This window comes from Pseudomonas sp. C2.3V, from assembly GCF_058536325.1.
Genome location: NZ_JBZUBN010000001.1, coordinates 2048861 through 2071074, shown reverse-complemented (window position 1 = coordinate 2071074; position 22214 = coordinate 2048861). Strand labels below are relative to the sequence as shown.

The following is a 22214-nucleotide window of genomic DNA, read 5'->3' as shown; positions in this document are numbered from 1 at the left end:
GCATGAATCAATGAAACGTCGCACGTTCATCAAATCCGGAATGGCAGCGCTCGCGCAGCTTAAACTGGGTGAATACATCTATCTGGGCGTAGGTACCGCCGTTGGTGCCGGTGGTGTCGCTGCCGCCCTGGCCATGGATCCACCGCCCCGCAAGACCAGGCATGACTACAGTCAGGCCAAACGCGTCAAAAGCGTATGCCTGAACTGCTCCACCGTATGCGGTATCGAAGGCTTTGTCATTGATAACCAGGTCGTCAAGATTCGTGGCAACCCTCTCGATCCAAACATGGGTAGCTACATGACCTGCGCCAAAGGTCAGAGCGGGCCGACGATCAATGACTATCCCGAGCGACTGCTTTATCCTCTGAAGCGGGCGGGCGCTCGGGGCGAAGGTTTATGGCAACGGATTAGCTGGGATGAAGCTTATACAGAGATTGCCTCGCGCATTCAGCGCAGTATCGATGCAGGGCACCCCGAACGGGTCGCCCTGCATGCCGGACGCTCTCGCATTGATGCGGAAATTAAGCGTTTTTTAGGCGCTATAGGCTCACCCGTGCAGCTCAACCATCGCGCCTTGTGCTCGGCCAGCAAGCGCGGCGCCAACTATATCAGCCTGGGCGACACCGACTGGGAGTCCATCGATGCCGAGCGCTGCCGATACTTTCTGAACTTCGGCTCCAATTTTTATGAGGCCCACCAGGGCGGTCTTCATTTGGCCAAGCGTGTGGCAACCGCCCGCTTCGATCATGGTGCCAAGCTTGTCACCTTCGACATTCGCCTATCCAACACTGCTGGCCGCAGCGATGAGTGGCACGCGCCTTTTCCGGGTACCGAGGGTGCTATTGCACTCGCCATGGGCCATGTCATCATGCGCGAGGGTGAATACGACCGCAGGTTTATGGAGCACTTCGTCAACCTGAGCCTGAAAGAAGTCCATGCCTTCCTTGCCCCTTACACGCCTAAATGGGCGGCCCAGCAGTCAGGGATCGCCGCCAGCGACATCGAACGCCTTGCACTTGAATTTGCTCGCCAGCGCCCCGCTGCTGTGGCGTTTACCAACCGGGGGACAGGCGCCCATTACAATGGACTCAATGCTGAACGCGCCGTGGTCATGCTTAATGCCCTGGTTGGCGCTGTAGGCCAGCCGGGTGGTTACTGCTATGGCCTGGAAGAAAAGCTCAGCGCCACTCGCTATCCGCAGCCGCAACCTGTGCCGCCCAAGCCGAAGCTGAGAACGGATCTGGAAGATCCACCCGAGTGGCCACTGGCCAACCGCTGGCAGGAGATGAAGGTGGGCCAGATTGTGTATGACTACATCCGCCAACGCCGCGCCAAGGTTGATGTGTATCTATCCTATACGATCAGCTCCCCCATGACCTGGCCTGAGGGCCGCTCGACAACGGTCGAGGTGCTCAAGGATGAATCCCTGATCCCTTTTCATGCCTGCTCCGACGTAGTTTATTCAGAGATGGCCCATTACGCCGATTTGATCCTGCCGGATGCGACCTATCTGGAGCGCTGGGGGCTTGATACCCGTAACAGCCTGGAACTCCAGCACTTCGTTACCTTGCGTCAACCCATGGTGCAGCCGCCGGGCGAGGCACGTAGCTATGCCGATGTGCTGTTTGATATTGGCCGACGCCTCGGCCCGGAACAGGCCAGATACTTTCAGTTTGGTGACCATGAGGCGTTTGTCCGACACCAATGCGCCAACATACCGGCTGGCGAAGAAGCTGATGGCTTCGAGTACATGAAAAAGCATGGCGTATACGTCGACCGCAGCGCTCCGAAAAGCTACGAGGTACATCGCCGTCGCCTCACGCCTGAACAGCTCCGCAACACGAGAGTCGACGAAGCCACGCAGGTCATCTATACGGCGAATACGGCCGGCCAGGAAAGTGCTATTGGCCTAATGATCAAAGAGGACGGGATTCGCACAGCAGTCAGAGGTTTCCAGACACCCTCTCGCAAATTCGAGCTGTACTGTCCGGAGCTGGTCAAGGTCGCTACGACACTCGGCATTACCGATGACGGTCTGCCCAGTTATATCCCTATTCCTGCGCACCAGAACCTGCCGGAAGACCGGTTCATCCTGACCAGCTTCAAATGGAATGTGCATACTCAGGCCCGGACAGCCAATCAGAAATACCTGACGGAAATCGTCCATCACAATCCCATGTGGATCAATGCATCCACTGCCGCGTCACTTGGCCTTAAAACCGGCGACTGGGTTGAATTGACCACCTACCGCCCGGTCAGCGGCCCGCATGGTGACCAGGCCTATAAGGGGACAGGTGAGCCTATAGGCTCCGAGCGTGTTCGTATTTTCGTAACCCAGGGCATACATCCTCGCGTGTTTGCGGTATCCAATAGCCTCGGCTATCTCGTATCGGGTCGCGCTGCCCTTGCACGTCAGGGCGAGCGCAATACCGAAGCGACACTTGGCCAGCAGGGTTATGGAGGGACTCCAGAACAGGATGACCTAAGCACCTCGCTCTGGTGGGATGAGCGCCAGGGGGGCCGCGGTAACGGTTACAACGTGAACCGAATTATTCCCATCAACCCACAACCGCTCATTGGTAACCAGGCCTGGTTCGATACGGTTTGTACGATTCGCAAAGTCGATGGTAGAGAAGCGTGAAAAGGTAGGCAGGGCCTAAGCCATGCCACAACGCACGCGACAATGCGTTCATGGACATCGCGATAAATAACTAATAGAGTCTAATCGGTACGGCCTTGCTTATAGCCAAAAGCTATGTCAAGGCTGTCTCGACTGCAATCCATTCTGGCTTCAACACCTTAAGCTGTACCTTGCCGTAGTTATGCTTCCCTGCGTTTCCCTCTAGCATTCATACGCCTCGTCCCGCTCGACGGTTTGACTAGCCATCAACCCTTTCCCGCAGGTTGATTCGCCTTACCCATGAATACCGTTTATCTCGTTCTGATTCTGCTACTGGTAGCGTCTGCAACCGGTGTGGCTGCCCGCTTCCTACCCGTACTTCCGACACCGCTGGTTCAAATCGCATTTGGTGCATTGCTGGCCTGGCCTGCCGGCGGTCTGCATGTGGAACTTGAGCCTGAAATCTTCATGCTGCTCTTTATTGCTCCGCTTCTCTTTGCCGATGCGCGACGCTTTCCTCAAAGAGAGTTCATGATTCTGCGAGGTCCTATCCTGGCGCTGGCCCTAGGTCTGGTGCTTATGACGGTGGTTGGTGTCGGCTATGTCGTGCATTGGATATTCCCTCACCTGCCCTTGCCCGTCTGCTTTGCGCTCACTGCCATTCTGTCTCCCACCGATGCCGTGGCGGTGTCCGCCATTTCCGGTCGTCTCCCCGTTCCGCCGCGGCTCATGCATATCCTCGAAGGCGAATCGTTGATGAACGATGCCTCAGGCCTTGTGGCGTTCAAGTTTGCAGTTGCGGCAGCGCTTACCGGCGCGTTTTCCATCATGGATGCCACTGTGGGCTTCTTCATGATCTCGATAGGTGGTCTCGTCATCGGCGCGGCCATGGCCTTTGTTTTCAACTTCATCAGAACGCGCCTGATCGAGCGCCGACTGGGCGAAGCTTCAACGATCCAAATCGTGCTTCTACTGCTTCTGCTGCCCTTTGCAGCTTATCTGGTGGCTGAGCATTTCAATATGTCGGGCATCCTGTCCGCCGTAGCTGCGGGGATGGTCATTAACTATAAGGACCTGAAACGTCAGGACCAGACCAGCTCACGCATTCAAACGCGCAGCGTTTGGGACATGCTTGAGTTTGTGCTCAACGCCCTGGTCTTCCTGCTCCTAGGTTTTCAACTACCCGAAATCATCGAGGGTGCCCTGCACTATGCGGAGCAGAATGGCGGTACGCTCGAATTCTTTAAGCTGCTGGGTTTGGTCGGCCTGATTTCCCTATCATTGTTTGCCATGCGTTTTGTCTGGATTCTAGGCGCAGCCCACCTGCCTCGCCTGCTGTCCAGGCGTAAAGCCAGACCCAGGGTATCGATGCGCGTCATTCTTGCGGGTAGCCTAGCTGGTATCCGCGGCACGGTAACCTTGGCAGCAGCGCTCTCCTTACCGGTCGCAATGAATGACGGCACTCCCTTTCCAGCACGAGAGCTACTTATCTTCCTGGCTACCGGCGTCATTATGTTTACCTTGATTGCCGGCAGTATCGGCCTTCCCTTGGTGCTTCGGAATCTGCACTTGCCAAAGGACACCAAGGCGTATGAAGAGGAGCGAACAGCCCGCATTCGCGGCGCTGAAGCAGCTATTCGTCGAATTGAAAGCTACCGACAGGAAAAAGCCAAGAAACTGGCCGAGCACAAGGGTGATGAAGAAATCATCATTGCGTTCAATGACGTTACGCTCCAGCTGATGGACTACTACCACAAGCGGCTGGAAATCAATAATGTCGAGCTCTCCACACCTGTCCTGGAAAGTCGCCGGGAGCTGGAGCGTGAAACCCGTCTGGAAGCATTGAAAGCTGAGCGTCATGAGTATTACAAGTTGCGCAGCAAGCACATTATCAATGACAACACCTTACGCAAACTCGTGCGTGAGGCAGACCTGCTTGAGACCGCTCTGGGCAACAACGCTGAGAAATCTCATTAAATATCGGTGACACTGATAGCCCGCGGGAGCCTGCACCGGTCCTGCGGGGTTGCCGGTAACCATTGAATTTTCTTAAGGCAAATAAAAACCCCGCCGAGGCGGGGTTGTCAGTAATGCGGTTCTAACGGTGCTGACTAAGCTCATAGGAGGTGATGAGATTGCAGTTTCAAGATATCCCATCCAACCAAAACAAAAGCTGAACAGCCTTTAATCTTCCCCTATGAGCCAAGCGTGCGAAACATCAGGTTGCTATCTGAACAGTTTGGAAACTAGATCAAAACAATATAAAGGCAATTAGCCATTACTACTGGCCCTGTGATCTAATAATTCACTGTTTATTGTGGAATGGAAGATCATCTTGAGTTTCACTCATGCCAGCAAGGATGCCAGCGAGTTTCGTATTGACAGTGCTGTAACAGCTATTGATTCAGCACGTTTTCAGGCACATGCCTCTGAGGTTTGTCGTCTGGCCCTAGTGCTGGATGGCAGTATTCACCCTGAATACGCAGGCAAGGCTCGTTATCTGATAGACCGGTTGATTCAGATCGACACAGAACTTGAAGCGCTGGTCGAATCTGCCAAGGCGCTGATAGCCGAATCCAGAAACTATCAACGCCCAAAGCCGACCTCTGATCATGTAGAGCCGCCTTTGCAACCAGGACTGGACATACGCCCCTTCTCAGACGGCAGACGACTCGACTGAACTCAGGACGTTGCAGCGCGCATGGTGGGGCCTGGCTTGGGTAACACCCGCTTGCGCCATGTCGCCAGTTTCTCAAGCGTAATGCAATCCTGCCAGTCAGCGAGCGCAACGCCTTGGTCAGCCAAGCGCTCACGTAAATCCTTCAGGTAATGATGCAGGACGATGGGGTTGCTGAAATAAGCACTGTTCAACGGCTCGGAACTGAACAGGATGCCATTTTCCTTATCGTGAACCATGAAGCTGAAAGTTCTGTATGCCTCACCTTGTTTAAAGACGCAGCGAAGAGGCGCCAGGGCGTATCGGATCTTTCCACAAATGGCTTCGTAACGTAAATGTTGCATAGGTCCCTGCCCAACTACAGATAACTAGGTTGCGCAAAGACCTTACAGATGAGAATTAGTTCAATTTAAACAATAAACTAGGCTGTAATCTTATAGCAAACTCTCATCTATGGCATGCAGATTATGCTTGATGAAAAGGCTCACGGTTCGCCTGAACCTGATTTCTGCCGTCACGTTTGGCACGGTAAAGTGCCTGATCCGCGTTCATGATGAGTTTCTTGCCGGAACACTCATCGCCACGACTAGGTACATACGCATGCACACCGCAGCTGACCGTTACATAGCCGGTTGGATTACCAGGATGCGCCAGCTTGAGCTCTCGTACATTTTCACGAATCCGCTCCGCAACCAGAACGGATCCATCCAGATCGCTTCCTGGTAGAAGTACCGAAATCTCCTCGCCACCATAGCGAACAGCAACATCGCTGGGGCGGTTGAGGCTTTTCTGGATGGCTTTGGCGACACGTTGCAGACAATCGTCGCCGCCTGGATGGCCGAAGAGATCGTTATACGTCTTGAAGTAGTCGATATCGATCATGATCAGACCGACCGGATGAGAATAACGAAGTGCACGTCCCAGCTCGGCAGGCAACAATGTATCCAGATAACGTCTGTTGGCGAGACCGGTCAGGCCGTCATGCATGGCCAACTTTTCAAGCCCCTGCTTGGCATCGACTAGGTCAGCCTCTGCCTGCATGCCGTGCTGAATCTGCCTGAGTAGTAAAAGCCCGAACATCGTCATGCCCAACAGCATCAGCGCCACCATGGCAACGGCTCTGCGCGTCTCGTCAGTCCAATTAGCCAGAACAGCTTTTTTGGACAAGGCGGCACCAATTACCAATGGATAACGCTCTAACTGGCGATAACCATACATGCGCTCAACATTATCTACGGACGCGCGGACCACCGCGACACCTACAGGTGCGCCAGGAAGATAATTACTGAAAATCGGACCTTGCTGAATGCTTTTGTTAACGTATTCATCTTTAAAAGGACGTCGGGCGATGATCGAGCCATCGGTCAGGGCAAGAAAGATCGCGCCCTCGTCATCAAGCTTGAAACTGTCATAGAACTGTTGGAAATAGCTCATCTTGACCGTAGCCAACACAATGCCACCAAAGCTTCCATCAGGCTTGTTGAAACGCCGCGAGATCGGAATGATCCAGTTGTTGGAAGAGCGGCTGCGCACGGCATGATCAATGTGTGGCGTCAGATTGAAATTGGAGACATGCTGCTTGAAGTAGTTACGGTCCGCATTGTTACTATTGGCCGGTATCGTCGGAAAGGATGTCGCCAGCCAATCGCCCTTCTCATCATAGACGAACAATCCCTCGAGCTGTGGAAGATCTTGCACATGCCGCCTGAGCAGCATACTCATCCGAGTCATGTGCTGGGTGCTGGTGCCATCTATTTCCATACGCTCCTGCAGACCGAGCAGTACGGTATCAGCCTCGGTGAACGTATCTTCGGCATGCTGGGCCAAGGACTTTGCAAGGTTGGAGGTCATGACCTCGCCTTCGCTGATCTGGACATTTCGCGAATTCCAGACCTGCCAAGCCGTCAATGCCACCATTGACAGGCAAACCGTGACCAAAAAGAGAATCGTCAGGAGCTGTAGCGGTAACCGCTTGGCCTTCGAGTCGTACCCATTTTCGAGATCAAGCATATCTAGGCAAACCTGGAAGACCAAAAGCCTGAAACAAAGATTGCATACTGTAAGGGTTAATGCTGCAAATCACCTTAATTCATAGAGTGCAATCCTGCACCCCGAGTCACATGGCGACAGCATTAAATTACAGTCGCTGCGTTGCCAAAACTTCAAACGCCTGCTCATCCGCGTTACGTCCACGCCAGGCGAGAATCTTGCCGGGACGGAAATTACGGGAGTCAATCATCGACTTGGTCAATCTTAGCTCGCCACGCAACCAGGCCTGATCATCCGGCGAGAGTGAGGTGGGCGCCTGCTCCAGGCAGGAATAGAAGGCTCGCTGTCCATTCAGGTCGACATTCATGATCTGAATAACTCGGTCCCGAGGCTGAGCATCGCCAGCCAGAATATCGGGGATCAGATAGGCATTCAGGAACACATCGGCGATCTGGACAAGATCGCTTGAGATATTTTTGAACGCTACGACTTCCACCCGTACGCCCTTCGCCTGAAGCGCCTGTGCCAGCGCGACAAAATCACCGTCGCCTGTCACCAGCACGACCCGATCCAGCTTGTCAGCTTGGGTCAGGACATCAACGGTCAGTTCCACATCGACATTGCCCTTGCGGGACGTGCCCGTATCGTTGTTGTAGCGCTTGACCGGCTTGATCAACAACCGAAACCCGGCGCCCTGGATACGGGCGACGTGGGCAGCATGCCAGTTCGCATACTCGGGCTTTTCTTCGGCCAGCACTTCGTCGAAGGCATGATAAGCCTTGGCGATAGTGACTACGCTGGATGCCTCATAGAAACGCCTGAGCGTTTCGTAGCGCATGTAGCTGCCGCCACTTGAGCTGATATTGTCTGAATCGACGTAGATGCCTGTGCGCACGGGTAACCCTTACTGAACTGCAAACCATGACAACGTCCGATGAACGCTATCAGTATAGATCGCTAATATACCCTGCCGCGTCCATCCGCCGAAGTCACAGGTTATCAGAATGACATCACGGACCTGAAAACAGTAGCCTGTCGAACCAAAAAGACAGTCGGTCAACCGGCTGAACTCGACGCTTCAGAAATCACATGCCCGCATTTTGCTGTTATGCGAAACTGCTCACTCTTGCCGTTTCGCTGCAAGAAGAGAAAGAAGAATAAAACCCTTTGAGGTGTCACTTGAAGAAGCTGTATGTGCTAGGAACCTTGGCGGCATGCTTTTGTGCTGCTGCGCTGGCTGAAACAGACCGCGCTGCCCCTTCAGTCAGGGAACATGACAAGAGTGTTTTTATCGACAAGCTCATGAAACAAATGACGCTTGAAGAAAAGATAGGCCAGCTCAACCTGGTAAGCGTTGGTCCTGACTACACCAAGGACGCCATCATGGCGGACATTCGGGCCGGCAAGGTAGGCGCGATGTTCAATACGGTCACTCGGCCCGACATTCGTCAGATGCAGGTCCAGGCGGTAGAGCACAGCCGCCTCAAGATCCCCCTGTTATATGCTTATGATGTGGTGCATGGCCACCGCACCATTTTTCCTATCAACCTGGGGATGGCGTCCAGCTGGGATCTGGATGCGATTGCCTTGAGCGGGCGCATTTCAGCAGAGGAAGCCAGTGCAGACGGTCTGAATCTCACCTTCTCGCCGACAGTTGACGTCACTCGTGACCCTCGCTGGGGACGGGTTTCCGAGACGTTTGGTGAAGACAGCTACCTGACCTCAAGGATTGCCGGCACACTGATCAAGGCGTATCAGGGTGACGACTTGGCGTCTGCGCATTCGATTATGGCCAGCTTCAAGCACTTCGCCTTGTACGGCGCGACTGAAGGCGGTCGTGATTACAACACGGTCGACATGAGCCCCCAGCGCATGTTCCAAGACTATCTTACCCCCTACAAGGCGGCAGTGGAGGCAGGCTCGGGCAGCGTCATGGTTTCCCTCAATGCCATTAACGGCATTCCTTCCACAGCCAATCGATGGCTGCTCAAGGATCTGCTGAGAGACCAGTGGGGCTTCAAGGGTCTCATCATCAGCGATCATGGCGCCATCAACGAGTTGATCCGTCACGGCGTCGCCGAAGATGGGCACGAAGCCGCAAAACTCGCTATCAAGGCAGGCGTGGACTTGAACATGCACGACGATTTATATGGCACTCAGCTTCCCGCCCTGCTCAAGAGCGGTGAGGTCAGCCAACAGGAAATCGACGATGCCTGCCGTTATGTACTTAGTGCCAAATATGACCTGGGCCTGTTCAAGGACCCTTATGCCTTCCTGGGCAAACCGAACGATCCGCCTTTTGATACCAACGCCGAGAGCCGCTTACACCGCGAAGCCGCGCGGGAGGTAGGCCGCAAAAGTCAGGTCCTGCTCAAGAATAAAGGCAACCTGCTTCCGCTTGAAAAGAACGGCACCATTGCGGTTATCGGCCCCCTGGCCAAGAGCCAGCGCGACGTAATGGGAAACTGGTCAGCCGCCGGGATCACCCAGCAAGCCGTCTCCCTTTATCAGGGCCTGGCTAACGCAGTCGGCGACAAGGCCACACTGGTCTATGCCAAAGGCGCCAACATTACTGATGACGCCAGCATTCTGGCCTATCTAAACTCCTACGATCCTGCTGTCGAGGTAGACCACCGCTCTACCGAAGATATGATTGAGGAGGCGGTCGAGGTAGCCTTGAAAGCGGATGTCATTGTCGCCGCGGTAGGTGAATCGCAAGGCATGGCCCATGAAGCATCCAGCCGCGCCCATATCGATATTCCGAACAATCAGCGCCGCTTGATCAGAGCCTTGAAAGACACTGGTAAGCCTCTGGTACTGGTGCTCATGAATGGCCGACCACTGGATCTGAGTTGGGAAAGCCAACAGGCCGACGCGCTACTGGAAACCTGGTTTAGCGGCACTGAGGGCGGTAACGCTATCGCCGATGTCTTGTTTGGCGATTACAACCCCTCCGGCAAGCTGCCCATGACCTTTCCACGCTCGGTTGGCCAGATACCCATCTATTACAATCACCTCAATACCGGCAGACCGTTCAATCCGAAAGACCCAGGCAAATACACGTCTCGCTATTTCGATGAGGCTAACGGACCGCTGTATCCCTTCGGCTACGGCTTGAGCTACACCACTTTCGACCTTTCCGATATAACGCTCTCCAGCGGCACGCTGCACCGAAATGGCAGACTGAAAGCCAGTGTGACGCTGAAAAATACGGGACAGCGCGCGGGCGAGACGGTTGTACAGCTGTACTTGCGAGACGTTACTGCCTCAATCAGTCGTCCGATCAAGGAGCTGAAGAATTTCCGCAAGGTCATGCTGCAACCTGGCGAAGAAAAGATTATCGACTTCGACATCAGTGAAGAAGACCTAAAATTCTACAATGCAGACCTGAAGTACGCCGCCGAGCCCGGTGCATTCAAGGTCTATATCGGACTGGATTCGGAAGAGGTAAAGGAGCAGCAGTTCCGCCTGCTTTAACCAGCTGGAAGTGCCGGGCCATCCGGCACTTCTTCACCCGGCTACCCTACCAGCAGTTGGGTGACCGTATGGATGATCAGTCCAACCAGTCCGCCTACGAGCGTGCCGTTGATACGGATGAACTGCAGGTCTCTGCCTACGTTCTTCTCAAGCTGTTCGACCAACTCGTCAGTGTTCCAGGCTTCGACTCGCTCGGCGATGTAGTCTCCCACCTGACCGCGATAACGCTCAATGACAGGAGGCGCTACCTCCTCGATCTGGTCATTGATCCATTGCCGCATAGGCGCATCCGCTGCCAGCGCAGCCCCCAGCCCTTGGGTCAGACGAATCAGGCGTCGACGTATTGAGGAATCGTCCTTGCCCAGATCATCCTGCAGCCAGTCAATCAGATCATCCCAGAGCCCTTGCAGATACCCGGCAATGGCGGGGTGCTCGATCAGCTGCATACGGACCTGCTCGCCTTTCACTCGAAATTCGGGATCGTTCTTGAGCTTCTCGATGAAGTCGGCGACATAATGGTCGAAGCGAGCCCTCATCTCATGATCCTTGTCTTCGCTGATCTCGGTAATGAGCATCGAGATCCGCTTGACGACCTTCTCGGCCGACCAGCGCCCCGCATACTCATCAAGCCGAACATAGCGCAACGCGCTGAGCTCTGAAGAGATGGCACGGGCAATCATCGCCTGAGTATCTTCGTCCCTCATCATGCGGTCGATCTCACGCAGCACATCATCGAGCATGGCCTGATGGCGCCGGTCTGCCGTCATGACATCCAGCAGCTGCCCGCTCAACAGTGCTAGGTCAACCTGCTGCAACCGAGCCGTCGCCGTGCGCTGGATAAAGCGCTGAACACGCTCATCCCGCAAGGCACCTACACCGAATCGGGCCACCCCTATCAGATGATTACCCAAGGCTTCGGCATGGTGAGGCTTTTGCAGCCAGCCGGCCAGTTGGTCGGCTGCGTTGAATTCTCTGACCTTTGCCATCAGCTGAGGGGTGGACAGGAAATTAAGACAGATGAAATCCGAAAGCTTGCGCCCTATGCCCGCCTTGTTACGTGGAATGATAGCCGTGTGAGGAATGGGCAGCCCTAGGGGATGCCTGAACAGCGCGGTAACCGCAAACCAGTCGGCGATCGCGCCAACCATCGCCGCCTCGGCAAAGGCGGCGACATACCCCCAGCCAGGATGGATGTCATGCAGTGCGGTAGCGACCGCATACAGGACAGCGGCTGCCAGCAACAGGCAGCCCGCCAGAACCTTCATGCGAAAGACTGGGGACTGCCAGCGATCGGATTTTGCAGGTGCATCAGGTGTTACAGGTTCGTTGGCCAAAACGGTCCTCGCTCGGGTCGTTGTTCCTGTCTGGGTGACTGAGCAGGCTGCGCTCAGTCCCGGTAATACACTTTGACCAGGTGATAGCCAAACTTGCTTTTGACCGGACCATGAATATCACCGACCGACTTCTTGAAAATTACCTGATCGATCACCCTGACCATCTGGCCCGGCTTGACCTCGCCAAGGTCGCCGCCCCGCTTTCCTGAAGGGCAAATCGAAAATTTCTTCGCCAGTACGTCAAAGGCCTCGCCTTTTTCAAGGCGCTTCTTGAGGGCGTCCGCCTCGTCGGATGTCTTGACCAGAATATGTTTGGCCATGGCTTTCATAAAAGGGAACCTCAGGGTCGATAATGGCCGACCCGCTGTTTATCCAGTGGAGAGATGGCAGGTTGATGACTGAACGCCTCAGTCTTCCAACGCGTTCTTTAGCGCTTCATAGGAGGGCGCCGCGTAGATGTCGAGCTCGGCGCAGAGATCCAGTACCCGCTGCACGTCATGGGTGTACACCAGAACGGCTTGCAGCTCATCATCAAGTGGCTCACTGAAATCCATCAGGGTGTAGCCACCCTTTTCCTTGTACATGCTGCTCAGCTGAACCTGGATCCGATTGAGCGCCTTGAGTGGTTCAACCTTCACCAGCTGCTTGGGTTTGATGTTGAACGGCACATCCTTGCCGAAGGAATCCATGATGTGCTGGAGCAGCTCATCGTAGCTATCGGCCTGGAACAGTACCGTTTCCGGCAAACTGCCGACTACTACCCACTCGCCCAGCGAAATCGGGAAGGTCTCGTCGTAATTTATATCCGGATTGGCTGCCAGGAACGCTTCGGGATCGGCATAAGCTTGTGCAGCTTCGTCAGCGATCCGCGCGATCTCCTCATCGCTCATACAGCCGGAGCTGATTAGGGTGATCAGTTCAAGGAGTTGGTCTTTCATGTGAGGCATCCGGAAATAATCGAATGCCTAGTGTACAGGGAGGCGCTGCCGGATGCCGACTCGCTGGCCCAGCGGCGTGGTATTACCGCTGGGCCGACTGATCAGCGCTAAGGCTTGCGGTACAGCCCAATGATGCCGGAAAAGTCCTTGCCGCCCTCACCTCGCTGGCTCATGCTCTGGTAAAGCTGCTGTGCCAGCGCACCCAACAGAACCGGTTGGCGCACCTGCTTCGCCGCTTCAGTGGCAAGCCCCAAATCCTTGAGCATGAGGTCAGCCCCAAACCCACCGGTGTAGCCTCGTGAAGACGGCGCCGTTTCGATAATACCCGGCCAGGGGTTATAGGTATCCGAACTCCAGCAGCGTCCGGTAGAGGTATTGATGATGCCGGCCAGAACCTTGGTGTCGATGCCGAGCGCATCGCCCAGCGCCATGGCTTCTGCAACACCGATCATGCTGATGCCCAGCAGCAGGTTGTTACAGACTTTGGCGACCTGTCCGGTTCCGACCTCACCACAATGCACGATATTCCTACCCATATCAGAGAGTACCGGCTGTATGAGATTGAACAGCTCAGGCGTCGCGCCGACCATAAAAGTCAAGGTGCCTGCCTGCGCACCGCCGGTCCCCCCTGAAACCGGCGCATCGGCCATGGCGACTCCTCGCCCCGCCGCCACCTGGGCAACCTCCCGGGCCGTCTGAGGATCGATGGTGCTGCTGTCAATTGCTACGGCTCCGTCAGGCAGCGCTGCCAGAAGCCCCTCTTCACCCAGGTAGACACTGCGCACATGGGCCGCGGCAGGCAGCATGGTAATGACCAGCTCACATTCCAGTACGGCGTCCCGGGCGGAGTTTGCCGCCTTGGCGCCCGCTTCCGCCAGGGCGCCAACCGCCTGTGCGTTGACATCGAAGACCGTGAGCGCATGTCCGGCTTTCAGCAGGTTATGCGCCATCGGAGCCCCCATGTTTCCCAAACCAATAAAGGCAATACGCATGGTTATTCTCCTTCTGTAACGTTGAAGACCGCTCCGATCAACGCAAGGTAATCGTGGTATTCACCCCATCGCTGACACTGTCATCGTCGAACCAGCGGGCCGTGACGGTTTTGGTCTGGGTATAGAACTGAACAACCTGCTTACCGTAGGGCCCCAGATCACCCAATTTGGAGCCACGAGAACCGGTAAAGCTGAAGAAGGGAACCGGTACCGGAATCGGAATATTGATTCCTACCTGACCAACATCGATTTCACTTTGGAATTTGCGAGCCGCTGCACCGCTCTGGGTGAAGAGTCCGGTTCCGTTACCAAAGGGGTTGCGATTTACCAGAGCAATCGCGTCATCCAGCGTATCAACTTCTAGAGTCAGCAGGACCGGACCAAAGATTTCTTCCGTGTAGATACGCATGTCTGTCGTAACCCCGGAAAACAGCGTAGGTCCTACGAAATTACCCTGCTCGTATCCGGGCACCTGAACATTGCGGCCGTCAAGCAGCAATGAAGCACCTTCCGCCACCCCGCTTTCGATCAGACCGAGCACACGCTCCCTGGCCTGTTTGGAGATCAGCGGACCAACGTCAGTCCCCGGTTCGGACCCGGCATTGACCTTGAGTTGTTCAGCCTTGGCCTTGAGCTCCGGCAGCCATTCGCGCGCCTTACCTACCAGAACAGCCACCGAAGTGGCCATGCAGCGTTGGCCGGCAGCACCAAAAGCCGCACCTACCAATGCATTAAGCGTCTGCTCCTTGTTGGCATCGGGTAACACCACCGCGTGATTCTTGGCGCCCATCATCGCCTGCACGCGCTTGCCGTGCTGACCGGCCAGGTTGTAAACATGGGTACCAACGGCTGTAGACCCGACAAAGGAGACAGCCTTTATATCGGGATGAGTACACAGCGCATCGACTACGTCCTTTCCGCCGTGTACCACATTGAGGACACCGGGTGGAATGCCGGCCTCAAGCGCCAACTCGACCAGCTGCATCGTGGAAAGCGGGTCCTGCTCGGAAGGCTTGAGCACGAACGTATTGCCACAGACGATAGCCATGGGGAACATCCACAGCGGGATCATGGCCGGGAAATTAAAGGGTGTAATGCCTGCGCAGACACCAATGGGCTGACGTAGCGTATAAGTATCCACCTCGCCCGCCACGTTTTCGGCAAACTCTCCCATCTGCAGACTACCCACCGAGCAGGCATGCTCGACGACCTCCAGACCCCGGAAGATGTCACCCTCGGCATCGGCCACGGTCTTGCCCTGTTCGGCACTCAACGTTTGGGCAATGGGCTTCATATGCTCACGGATCAATGCCTGATACTTGAGCATGATGCGCATACGCGCACCAATAGGCGTACGTTTCCAGCGGGTAAACGCCTGCCGGGCTGCAGCGATCGCCGCATTAACCTCATCGGTCGTGGCAAACGGAACACGAGCCAGCACCTGCTGAGTTGCCGGGTTGACAACATCGCGCCACTCGTGCGTTTTGGAGTCCACCCACTCACCGTTGATCAGCAGTTTGACTTGGCTGATATCAGCCTTGGCATCATTCAAGGGGGCGTTCATAGGGATTCTCCTGAGGTGGAATTGACCATGCCAACGGGGCGGGAAGCGGTAGTGGAAATAGCGGAGCGGCCGACCTGAGGATCCGGCTTCATCAGGGCCGTACAAAGCAATGCGATCGCACCCATGACCAGCAGATAGACGATGACGTATCGCGGATTGCCTTCTCCCAGCGACAGCAGCGTAGTGGCGATCATGGGTGCAAAGCCGCCGCCCAGCACGCCAGCAAACTGCACGGAAAGCGAAATTCCGCTATAGCGAATCTGCGCCGGATACTGACGGGCAAATAACAGTGACTCAGGCGCATACAGGATGGGAAACACTACGCCCACGGCCAGCACCATGGCCCACCAAACAAGCAGGGGTTCACGTGTTCCCAGCATGGCAAAGAAGGGATAAACAAAGGCGCACAACAGGAGCAGCCCGGCAAAATAGAGACGCCGCTGCCCTACCCGATCAGAGAGGTAACCACAGAACGGCATGGTGACCAGGGACAGTGCAGCACCGGCGGTAATGGCATTCAGTACACTGGCGCGGGGAATCTGGAGCTGATTGGCGGCATAGGCCAGCGCAAAGGTGACCGCCATATAGAACCAGGCGTTTTCAGCCGTGCGGGCGCCGATGATGGCCAGAGTTTCCCGAGGGTGCTCCTTGAGCACTGTAAACAAGGGGACCTTGACCTTACGCCCCTCCTGCTTGAGCCGTTCAAAGTCAGGCGACTCCGCCACCTTTACCCGGATCAGCCAGCCAATACCCAGCAGTACCACACTGGCCAGGAATGGCAGCCGCCACCCCCAGGCCAGCATATCTTCCTCTGGCAAAGTGGCCACCGCACCCATGGCCAGCGAGGCCAGTACCAAGCCTGCTCCAACACCAGTCTGCGGCAGGCTGCCATAAAAGCCTTTTTTGCCTTCCGGCGCATGCTCGACCGCCATCAGCACGGCGCCGCCCCACTCGCCGCCTACGGCCATGCCTTGCAGGAAGCGCATGACTACCAACAGCAAGGCCGCCCAATAGCCGATCTGGTCATAGGTGGGAATCAGGCCGATGGCGATGGTAGGAACGCCCATCAACATAAGCGTCAGCAATAACATGGATTTTCGCCCAATCCGGTCACCGAAATGACCAAACACGATGCCGCCCATGGGACGACCAAGAAACCCCACAGCGTAGGTGGCAAAGGCAGCCAGTACGCCACTCATGGGATCGAGGGCAGGAAAGAACAGCTTATTAAAGACCAATGCCGCAGCAGTGCCGTAGAGAAAAAAGTCATACCACTCAATGGTGGTTCCGGCCATGCTGGCCAACCCGGCGATCCGATAGTGCTTGCGACCAGATGAGGTCGCTCTGGATGATGTCGTGCCTGCAGTCATAAACGCCTCCGCTTATTGTTGTTGTGCGAGGTGTCATCAGCCGAAATCGCGTTCTGGCGCTTGCGGCTGTTTCAGAGTATAGGTGTGCAAACTTCCAATAAGAACGCACAAAAAAGCCGAACCGATATGCAAAAAAATCTCATGTCTCCTGCCGCACTTGACTGGGACGATCTCAAGTTTTTCCTGGAGGTAGCCCGGACACGAACGGCTACCGGCGCGGCCCGTAGGCTGGCGGTGGACTACACAACAGTGTCACGCCGTATCCGTATTCTGGAGCAGACGCTAGGCGCCTTACTGTTTGAAAAATCACGCAGCAGCGGCTTTGCAATGACCACCGAAGGCCAGCGGCTCCTGGGCTATGCAGAGGCTATCGAGAGCACGCTGCAATCGGCCTGTGAAGAGGTCGCCGGTGCAGGGCTGTCCCTGTCGGGACATGTCCGAATTGGCTCCACAGAAGGGTTCGGCAGCTTCTTCATCGCGCCGCAAGTCAGCCATTTTCAGCAAACCTATCCAAGCTTGACGGTCGATGTCTTGCCGGTTCCGCATTTCATCAGCCTGTCCAAACGTGAGGCAGACATTGCCATTACCCTGGAGCGGCCTGAACGAGGACCTTACGTCTGCACGAAACTGTGTGATTATCAGCTTAGGCTCTATGCGACTCCGGGCTATCTAGAGCGGCACGGCCCTATTCATGATCGGAGCGATCTGGCTGAGCACACCTTTATCACCTATGTAGATGATCTCGCTTTTAGCCCGGAGCTGTTGTATTTGGAACACGCTGTTCCAAGCGCTCGATCGGTGTTACGCAGCACCAGTGTAATCGCTCAATATACAGCGGCGCTTCAGGGACGCTCGCTGGCGATCTTGCCCTGCTTTCTGGCCGGCCCGGATCCCCGTTTGCAACCGCTGCTTGCGGAGGAAATTCAGATAACACGGCATTTCTGGATGTATTGTCAGGAGGATTTGCGGGCATTGAAGCGCGTTACGCTACTTTGGGACTACCTCAAAGCCTGCGCCGAACTGAACGAACCACTGTTAAGCGGCGCCTCCAGTGAAATGAGATTCATCGATCCTTCGTGACTTGCAGCACATCTAACGCTTCTACCACCCACAGGTTTTTACCGGACATATGAAACAAGTACGGTGCTCTATGTGTCCTTGTTACAAAATCGACAACGCACCGTTTCGAACACCCATACAGCGAAACGGCCTAACGCAGTATCCTAACGATCAGGTGCTGGTCGACGGGTCGGCGTTTCCACACTTCACCGAAACCTATCTAATGCACACCATCAGCCATGCCTCAACACCCTGACTGGATCATCTGCGAGCACTGCGATTCGGTCTACCATCGGCGCCCTCTCGCGCGGGGCGAAGCTGCCCGCTGCGTGCGTTGCGATGCCGTGATCGAGCGCAGCAGACGGCTCAATGTCGAACAGTTGTTCGCCCTTACGCTGGCAGCTGGCATCCTGTTCATATTGGCCAACGTCTTCCCCATCATGCACATCAGCTTGCAAGGGCTGAGCAACGAGGCCACGCTCTGGGAATCTGTCGAGGCATTGGCTCAAGGTCGTATTACGTTGATTGCGCTGGTGGCAGGCCTGGCGATTATCTTCGCGCCGCTGTTTCAGATTCTGCTGCTGGGCTGGGTGCTGGGTTACGCTTATGTGGGCGAAATGGCCCCTGGTTTCAGGGCCTGTATGCGGGCGCTTGAGCATTTACGACCCTGGAGCATGCTGGAGGTCTGCCTGCTTGGCATTCTCGTAGCCATTATCAAACTGGCCGGTATGCTCAACGTTTCGCCTGGCGTCGGCTTATGGGCCATGGCCATGCTGACGGTGCTGATTATTCTCATTGCCGGTCGTGACATCCGCTACCTCTGGGATGATCTGGAGGTGCCGGTTATATGAATAAACCGCCCTACGCGCGCGAACTCAAGGTTTGCCTGTGCCATACCTGTGGATTTGTCTGCCCTGAGGGAGCGCATGAATGCCCGCGCTGCTATTCCCCGGTTCATACGCGCAAACCCAACAGCATCGCCCGTACCTGGGCCTTTCTGCTTGCTTCGATCATCTTTTATGTGCCGGCCAATGTCCTGCCGGTGATGTATACCAGCATGTTCAGCGGGGGCAGTGAAAATACGATCATGAGCGGTGTCATCGAGTTCTGGCAGCACGGCTCATGGGACATCGCTATCCTGATTTTCATTGCCAGCGTTGCCGTGCCTTGCATGAAATTTTGCGTCCTGGGTACTTTGCTGATTACCTGTCAAAGGCGCAGCCGCTGGGCCATGCGCGAACGGGCCAAGCTTTATCGCTTCGTAGAGCTGATCGGCTATTGGTCGATGCTCGATGTATTGGTCGTGGCCTTGGTGGCTGCGCTAGTTCAATTCCGAGCCTTGAGCACGATCGAGCCCCGTCTGGGTATCCTGTTCTTTGGCCTGGTTGTTGTGTTGACCATGCTGTCTGCCATGAGCTTTGATCCGCGCCTGATCTGGGACGCTGAGGTAAATGATGTCGAATAACCCGAACACTGCTTTTCCAACCCCTGGCACGCCTCAGATCAGAAAGCGGCGCTTCAGTATTTCTCTGGTCTGGCTGGTCCCGATCGTGGCGGCTCTGGTAGGGCTATCCATGGTCGTCAATAGCTGGTTGCGCGCAGGTCCTCAGGTCAACGTCAGTTTTCAGACGGCTGAGGGGCTTGAAGCAAACAAGACCCAGGTAAAGTACAAGAACGTGGTAATCGGTACGGTTACCCGGATCGCCCTCAGCGAAGACCGCACCCACGTTACCGCCACGATTGACCTAGATAAGTCAGCCGAACCCTTTACGCGCGAGGATACCCAGTATTGGGTGGTCCGTCCGCGTATCGGCGCCAACGGGGTTTCCGGTGTAGACACACTGCTCTCCGGTCCCTTCATCGGTGCGGACGCTGGCCGCTCCGACGTGACCAAAAAAGATTTCGTCGGACTGGAAAACCCTCCTCCTGTCACCTACGGGCAAAGGGGCAAGCGCTTTACCCTTCATACCGACGATCTTGGCTCATTGGATATTGGCTCGCCGGTCTACTATCGCCGCATTCAGGTAGGCCAGGTCATCTCGTATAACCTGACGGAAGATGGCAAAGGGGTAGATGTTCAGGTGTTCGTCAATTCGCCCAACGATGCGTTTGTGACCGACGATACCCGCTTCTGGAATGCCAGCGGCATTGACGTCTCGGTTGATGCCAGCGGCCTGAAGGTCAACACCCAGACGATCCCTTCCATTCTGGCGGGCGGCATTGCCTTTCGAGAGCCTAATTACAGCCCGGACGCCAAACCAGCTCCAGAGCACTACGAGTTCACGCTCTATAACGACCAGCAAACGGCACTGGCGCCTCCCTCCGGCGAACCTCGGTTTATTCGCCTGCGTTTCAATCAATCCTTACGCGGACTTGCGGTGAATGCTCCCGTGGAGTTCCTGGGGGTGAATATCGGCCGGGTTGTCTCAGTGGATCTTGATTATGACCCCAAAACGCAGCGGTTCCCGACTACGGTAGGTGCAGTGGTCTATCCGCAGCGTCTGGGCAGTGCCCATGACAAGCTGGTCAAGCAGATCGGCGGTGAAAGCGAAGAGCAATCCGCTCAACTGATCAAGCGTCTGGTCGAGCAAGGTCTGCGAGCCCAGGCCCGCACAGGCAACCTTCTGACAGGACAGCTTTATATCGCGTTGGATTTCGATCCCAAGGCGGCCAAGGTCAGCTTCAACCCTAACAGTCGTCCTCTTGAGATTCCGACGGTTCCAGGCGGGTTCGATAAGCTACAGGAGCAGCTGCAGGCTATGGTCGACAAGATCAGCAAGCTACCTATCGACTCGATTGCCAACAACCTGAACGGCAGCCTGAACGAGTTGCAGAAAACGATGAAACAGGTCAATGGCGATGTGTTGCCGCAAATGCGCGGTACGCTTGAGGAGCTGCAAAACACGCTCAAGACTGCCAACGAAACGTTGGATGAAGATTCGCCGGCACGCCAGCAGGTCAACCAAGCCATGGATGAGGTCCAGCGAACCGCTCGCTCCGTGCGTGTACTGACCGATTATCTGAGCCGCCATCCCGAGTCGCTGATTCGTGGCCGTACCGAGGAAGCGGCGCCCGGCTCCTATAAAGGGAAGTCATCCTCTCGAGACATTGAAATGGAGTCCCAGCCATGACCCTTCGCTTATCGCTGGCTGCAATAGCGACCACGCTGGGGCTTGCCGCGTGCAGCTCAGCCCCTACGCATTACTACACACTACTGCCTCCCCTGTCTGGCCAGGCGGCTTCTCACACCGCCTCCGCAGCGTTTCAGTTCGAGCTTGCGCCTGTGCGCATGCCTGTGCAGGTTGACCAGCCCCAACTGGTGGTGAGGCAAAGCAATGGTAGCCTCGCCATTCTGGAGTCCGAACGCTGGAGCGCGCCGCTTGGCGATGAATTTCATGACGCCCTGGCAGGTCAGCTGGAGCAACAGCTCGGCGTCCGGGATCTGGCAGGACTTCCCAAAACCTCCGGCAAGCCGGTGTTGACGCTACGCACTGATGTACGCCGCTTCGACATGCTGCCCGAGCGGTATGCCTTGATTGATGTGGTTTGGAGCCTTAACCTGAGAAGCGAAGGTAGCCCACGCCGAACGTTGACCTGCAGCAGTATCATTCGCGAGCCTGCCGGCATGGAGCTTGAAAGCCTCGTCATAGCCCATCAGAAGGCTATTGCTACTCTAGCCAAAACCATTGCGCAAACCGCGCAGCGTTGGAACGAACTGCCGACTACAGAATGCCCATGATGATCGATTGGTACCTGCGTATCCGCCACGCCTGCTCACAAACCAGTGTCTTTGAAGTCTGCTTTGCCTTCGGCACCGCGTTTGTCCTGTTATTTCTACCCGTCGAGCAAGCAAGCGGCTTGGCCAAGCGCCTGCGAGAGCATAGCGCCTATTTTGTAGAAAGTACGTCCTTTTCGAGCGATGTACTCTTTAGCCTTGGCAATGAAGTGAACTATCAAACCGGAACGTTGACCAGCTGCGGCATGTAAGCTACGCCTCCATATAGGGGGCTAAAACGCCCTCTTGTACCTACTGCGTGTTTACTCAGGCTTTACGGCTGATGATCCCTTCTCACAGGCAGTAGGCTTTCTGCCTATGTAGCTCCTGCTGTTTTGAACTAGGCCGCCTTTCAATACGTTCAAATAAGCATTTTGAGACAGGGTAGAAACCGAACCTCCCATCACCTCGGTATGCTC

At 55.6% G+C, this 22214-nt stretch carries 19 protein-coding genes; 10 read left to right on the top strand and 9 right to left on the bottom strand.

Annotated features, from left to right (window positions below; genetic code table 11):
• Window positions 1-10: 10 nt before the first annotated feature.
• The 3 genes from AC4LF3_RS09710 to AC4LF3_RS09700 all read left to right on the top strand — a co-directional run bounded on the left by AC4LF3_RS09710 (window position 11) and on the right by AC4LF3_RS09700 (window position 5300).
• Window positions 11-2641 carry a molybdopterin-containing oxidoreductase family protein gene (locus AC4LF3_RS09710; RefSeq protein ID WP_491835176.1) on the top strand — a complete coding sequence of 877 codons (2631 nt, stop codon included), beginning with the start codon at window positions 11-13 and terminating at the stop codon, window positions 2639-2641.
• A 279-nt stretch (window positions 2642-2920) separates the two neighbouring features.
• Window positions 2921-4597 carry a Na+/H+ antiporter gene (locus AC4LF3_RS09705; RefSeq protein ID WP_286788835.1) on the top strand — a complete coding sequence of 559 codons (1677 nt, stop codon included), beginning with the start codon at window positions 2921-2923 and terminating at the stop codon, window positions 4595-4597.
• A gap of 358 nt (window positions 4598-4955) precedes the next feature.
• Entirely contained in the window at window positions 4956-5300 is a 345-nt protein-coding gene (locus tag AC4LF3_RS09700; protein WP_491835175.1) for a hypothetical protein, read from the top strand.
• Window positions 5301-5302: 2 nt separating this feature from the next.
• Here the strand turns inward: AC4LF3_RS09700 and AC4LF3_RS09695 are convergent, their stop codons facing one another.
• The 3 genes from AC4LF3_RS09695 to AC4LF3_RS09685 all read right to left on the bottom strand — a co-directional run bounded on the left by AC4LF3_RS09695 (window position 5303) and on the right by AC4LF3_RS09685 (window position 8181).
• A complete protein-coding gene (locus AC4LF3_RS09695) occupies window positions 5303-5536 on the bottom strand; it encodes a hypothetical protein (protein ID WP_037030230.1) in 234 nt (77 codons plus the stop codon).
• Window positions 5537-5762: 226 nt separating this feature from the next.
• Window positions 5763-7307 carry a sensor domain-containing diguanylate cyclase gene (locus AC4LF3_RS09690; protein ID WP_074826354.1) on the bottom strand — a complete coding sequence of 515 codons (1545 nt, stop codon included), beginning with the start codon at window positions 7305-7307 and terminating at the stop codon, window positions 5763-5765.
• A gap of 127 nt (window positions 7308-7434) precedes the next feature.
• Window positions 7435-8181, bottom strand: a complete 747-nt coding sequence (locus AC4LF3_RS09685; RefSeq protein WP_074826351.1) for a LabA-like NYN domain-containing protein — start codon at window positions 8179-8181, stop codon at window positions 7435-7437.
• A gap of 284 nt (window positions 8182-8465) precedes the next feature.
• Between AC4LF3_RS09685 and bglX the strand changes: the two genes are divergently transcribed.
• Window positions 8466-10763, top strand: a complete 2298-nt coding sequence (bglX, locus tag AC4LF3_RS09680; protein ID WP_491835174.1) for a beta-glucosidase BglX — start codon at window positions 8466-8468, stop codon at window positions 10761-10763.
• 41 nt (window positions 10764-10804) lie between these two features.
• Here the strand turns inward: bglX and AC4LF3_RS09675 are convergent, their stop codons facing one another.
• From AC4LF3_RS09675 to AC4LF3_RS09650, 6 genes are all read right to left on the bottom strand, one after another.
• Window positions 10805-12028, bottom strand: coding sequence for a DUF445 domain-containing protein (locus AC4LF3_RS09675; RefSeq protein WP_150348627.1), 1224 nt, complete (start codon window positions 12026-12028; stop codon window positions 10805-10807).
• Window positions 12029-12150: 122 nt separating this feature from the next.
• Window positions 12151-12426: a peptidylprolyl isomerase gene (locus tag AC4LF3_RS09670; RefSeq protein WP_010798261.1), complete on the bottom strand. Its 276-nt coding sequence runs from the start codon at window positions 12424-12426 to the stop codon at window positions 12151-12153.
• Between the two features lie 78 nt (window positions 12427-12504).
• Entirely contained in the window at window positions 12505-13035 is a 531-nt protein-coding gene (locus AC4LF3_RS09665) for a hypothetical protein (RefSeq protein WP_074826344.1), read from the bottom strand.
• 107 nt (window positions 13036-13142) lie between these two features.
• Entirely contained in the window at window positions 13143-14027 is an 885-nt protein-coding gene (mmsB, locus tag AC4LF3_RS09660; RefSeq protein WP_434140762.1) for a 3-hydroxyisobutyrate dehydrogenase, read from the bottom strand.
• Between the two features lie 37 nt (window positions 14028-14064).
• Entirely contained in the window at window positions 14065-15591 is a 1527-nt protein-coding gene (locus AC4LF3_RS09655) for a CoA-acylating methylmalonate-semialdehyde dehydrogenase (protein WP_491835173.1), read from the bottom strand.
• Window positions 15588-16961, bottom strand: a complete 1374-nt coding sequence (locus AC4LF3_RS09650; protein WP_491835172.1) for an MFS transporter — start codon at window positions 16959-16961, stop codon at window positions 15588-15590. The genes AC4LF3_RS09655 and AC4LF3_RS09650 overlap by 4 nt, the downstream gene beginning before the upstream one ends.
• A 126-nt stretch (window positions 16962-17087) precedes the next feature.
• Between AC4LF3_RS09650 and AC4LF3_RS09645 the strand changes: the two genes are divergently transcribed.
• The 6 genes from AC4LF3_RS09645 to AC4LF3_RS09620 all read left to right on the top strand — a co-directional run bounded on the left by AC4LF3_RS09645 (window position 17088) and on the right by AC4LF3_RS09620 (window position 22007).
• The gene (locus AC4LF3_RS09645) at window positions 17088-18041 is read left to right on the top strand and encodes a LysR family transcriptional regulator (RefSeq protein ID WP_074826774.1); all 954 of its coding nucleotides are present in this window, start codon (window positions 17088-17090) and stop codon (window positions 18039-18041) included.
• A 218-nt stretch (window positions 18042-18259) separates the two neighbouring features.
• Window positions 18260-18871: a paraquat-inducible protein A gene (locus AC4LF3_RS09640; RefSeq protein ID WP_010798255.1), complete on the top strand. Its 612-nt coding sequence runs from the start codon at window positions 18260-18262 to the stop codon at window positions 18869-18871.
• Entirely contained in the window at window positions 18868-19485 is a 618-nt protein-coding gene (locus tag AC4LF3_RS09635; RefSeq protein ID WP_010798254.1) for a paraquat-inducible protein A, read from the top strand. The genes AC4LF3_RS09640 and AC4LF3_RS09635 overlap by 4 nt, the downstream gene beginning before the upstream one ends.
• Window positions 19475-21151 (top strand): PqiB family protein, encoded by a 1677-nt coding sequence (locus AC4LF3_RS09630; protein ID WP_074826334.1) that lies wholly within the window; start codon window positions 19475-19477, stop codon window positions 21149-21151. Before AC4LF3_RS09635 ends, AC4LF3_RS09630 begins: the two co-directional genes overlap by 11 nt.
• Window positions 21148-21759 carry a PqiC family protein gene (locus AC4LF3_RS09625; protein WP_491835171.1) on the top strand — a complete coding sequence of 204 codons (612 nt, stop codon included), beginning with the start codon at window positions 21148-21150 and terminating at the stop codon, window positions 21757-21759. The genes AC4LF3_RS09630 and AC4LF3_RS09625 overlap by 4 nt, the downstream gene beginning before the upstream one ends.
• A complete protein-coding gene (locus AC4LF3_RS09620) occupies window positions 21756-22007 on the top strand; it encodes a hypothetical protein (protein ID WP_122042593.1) in 252 nt (83 codons plus the stop codon). Before AC4LF3_RS09625 ends, AC4LF3_RS09620 begins: the two co-directional genes overlap by 4 nt.
• Window positions 22008-22214 lie beyond the last annotated feature (207 nt).

Excerpts from the sequence above, each read along its gene's own strand:
- AC4LF3_RS09635 (WP_010798254.1), top strand. The coding sequence starts at position 18,868 with ATGAATAAACCGCCCTACGCGCGCGAACTCAAGGTTTGCCTGTGCCAT.
- AC4LF3_RS09630 (WP_074826334.1), top strand. The coding sequence starts at position 19,475 with ATGTCGAATAACCCGAACACTGCTTTTCCAACCCCTGGCACGCCTCAG.
- AC4LF3_RS09695 (WP_037030230.1), bottom strand. The coding sequence starts at position 5,536 with ATGGTTCACGATAAGGAAAATGGCATCCTGTTCAGTTCCGAGCCGTTG.
- AC4LF3_RS09690 (WP_074826354.1), bottom strand. The coding sequence starts at position 7,307 with ATGCTTGATCTCGAAAATGGGTACGACTCGAAGGCCAAGCGGTTACCG.
- AC4LF3_RS09645 (WP_074826774.1), top strand. The coding sequence starts at position 17,088 with ATGCAAAAAAATCTCATGTCTCCTGCCGCACTTGACTGGGACGATCTC.
- AC4LF3_RS09670 (WP_010798261.1), bottom strand. The coding sequence starts at position 12,426 with ATGAAAGCCATGGCCAAACATATTCTGGTCAAGACATCCGACGAGGCG.
- AC4LF3_RS09705 (WP_286788835.1), top strand. The coding sequence starts at position 2,921 with ATGAATACCGTTTATCTCGTTCTGATTCTGCTACTGGTAGCGTCTGCA.
- AC4LF3_RS09665 (WP_074826344.1), bottom strand. The coding sequence starts at position 13,035 with ATGAAAGACCAACTCCTTGAACTGATCACCCTAATCAGCTCCGGCTGT.
- AC4LF3_RS09710 (WP_491835176.1), top strand. The coding sequence starts at position 11 with ATGAAACGTCGCACGTTCATCAAATCCGGAATGGCAGCGCTCGCGCAG.
- AC4LF3_RS09640 (WP_010798255.1), top strand. The coding sequence starts at position 18,260 with ATGCCTCAACACCCTGACTGGATCATCTGCGAGCACTGCGATTCGGTC.
- mmsB (WP_434140762.1), bottom strand. The coding sequence starts at position 14,027 with ATGCGTATTGCCTTTATTGGTTTGGGAAACATGGGGGCTCCGATGGCG.
- AC4LF3_RS09650 (WP_491835172.1), bottom strand. The coding sequence starts at position 16,961 with ATGACTGCAGGCACGACATCATCCAGAGCGACCTCATCTGGTCGCAAG.
- AC4LF3_RS09625 (WP_491835171.1), top strand. The coding sequence starts at position 21,148 with ATGACCCTTCGCTTATCGCTGGCTGCAATAGCGACCACGCTGGGGCTT.
- AC4LF3_RS09675 (WP_150348627.1), bottom strand. The coding sequence starts at position 12,028 with ATGAAGGTTCTGGCGGGCTGCCTGTTGCTGGCAGCCGCTGTCCTGTAT.
- AC4LF3_RS09655 (WP_491835173.1), bottom strand. The coding sequence starts at position 15,591 with ATGAACGCCCCCTTGAATGATGCCAAGGCTGATATCAGCCAAGTCAAA.
- AC4LF3_RS09620 (WP_122042593.1), top strand. The coding sequence starts at position 21,756 with ATGATGATCGATTGGTACCTGCGTATCCGCCACGCCTGCTCACAAACC.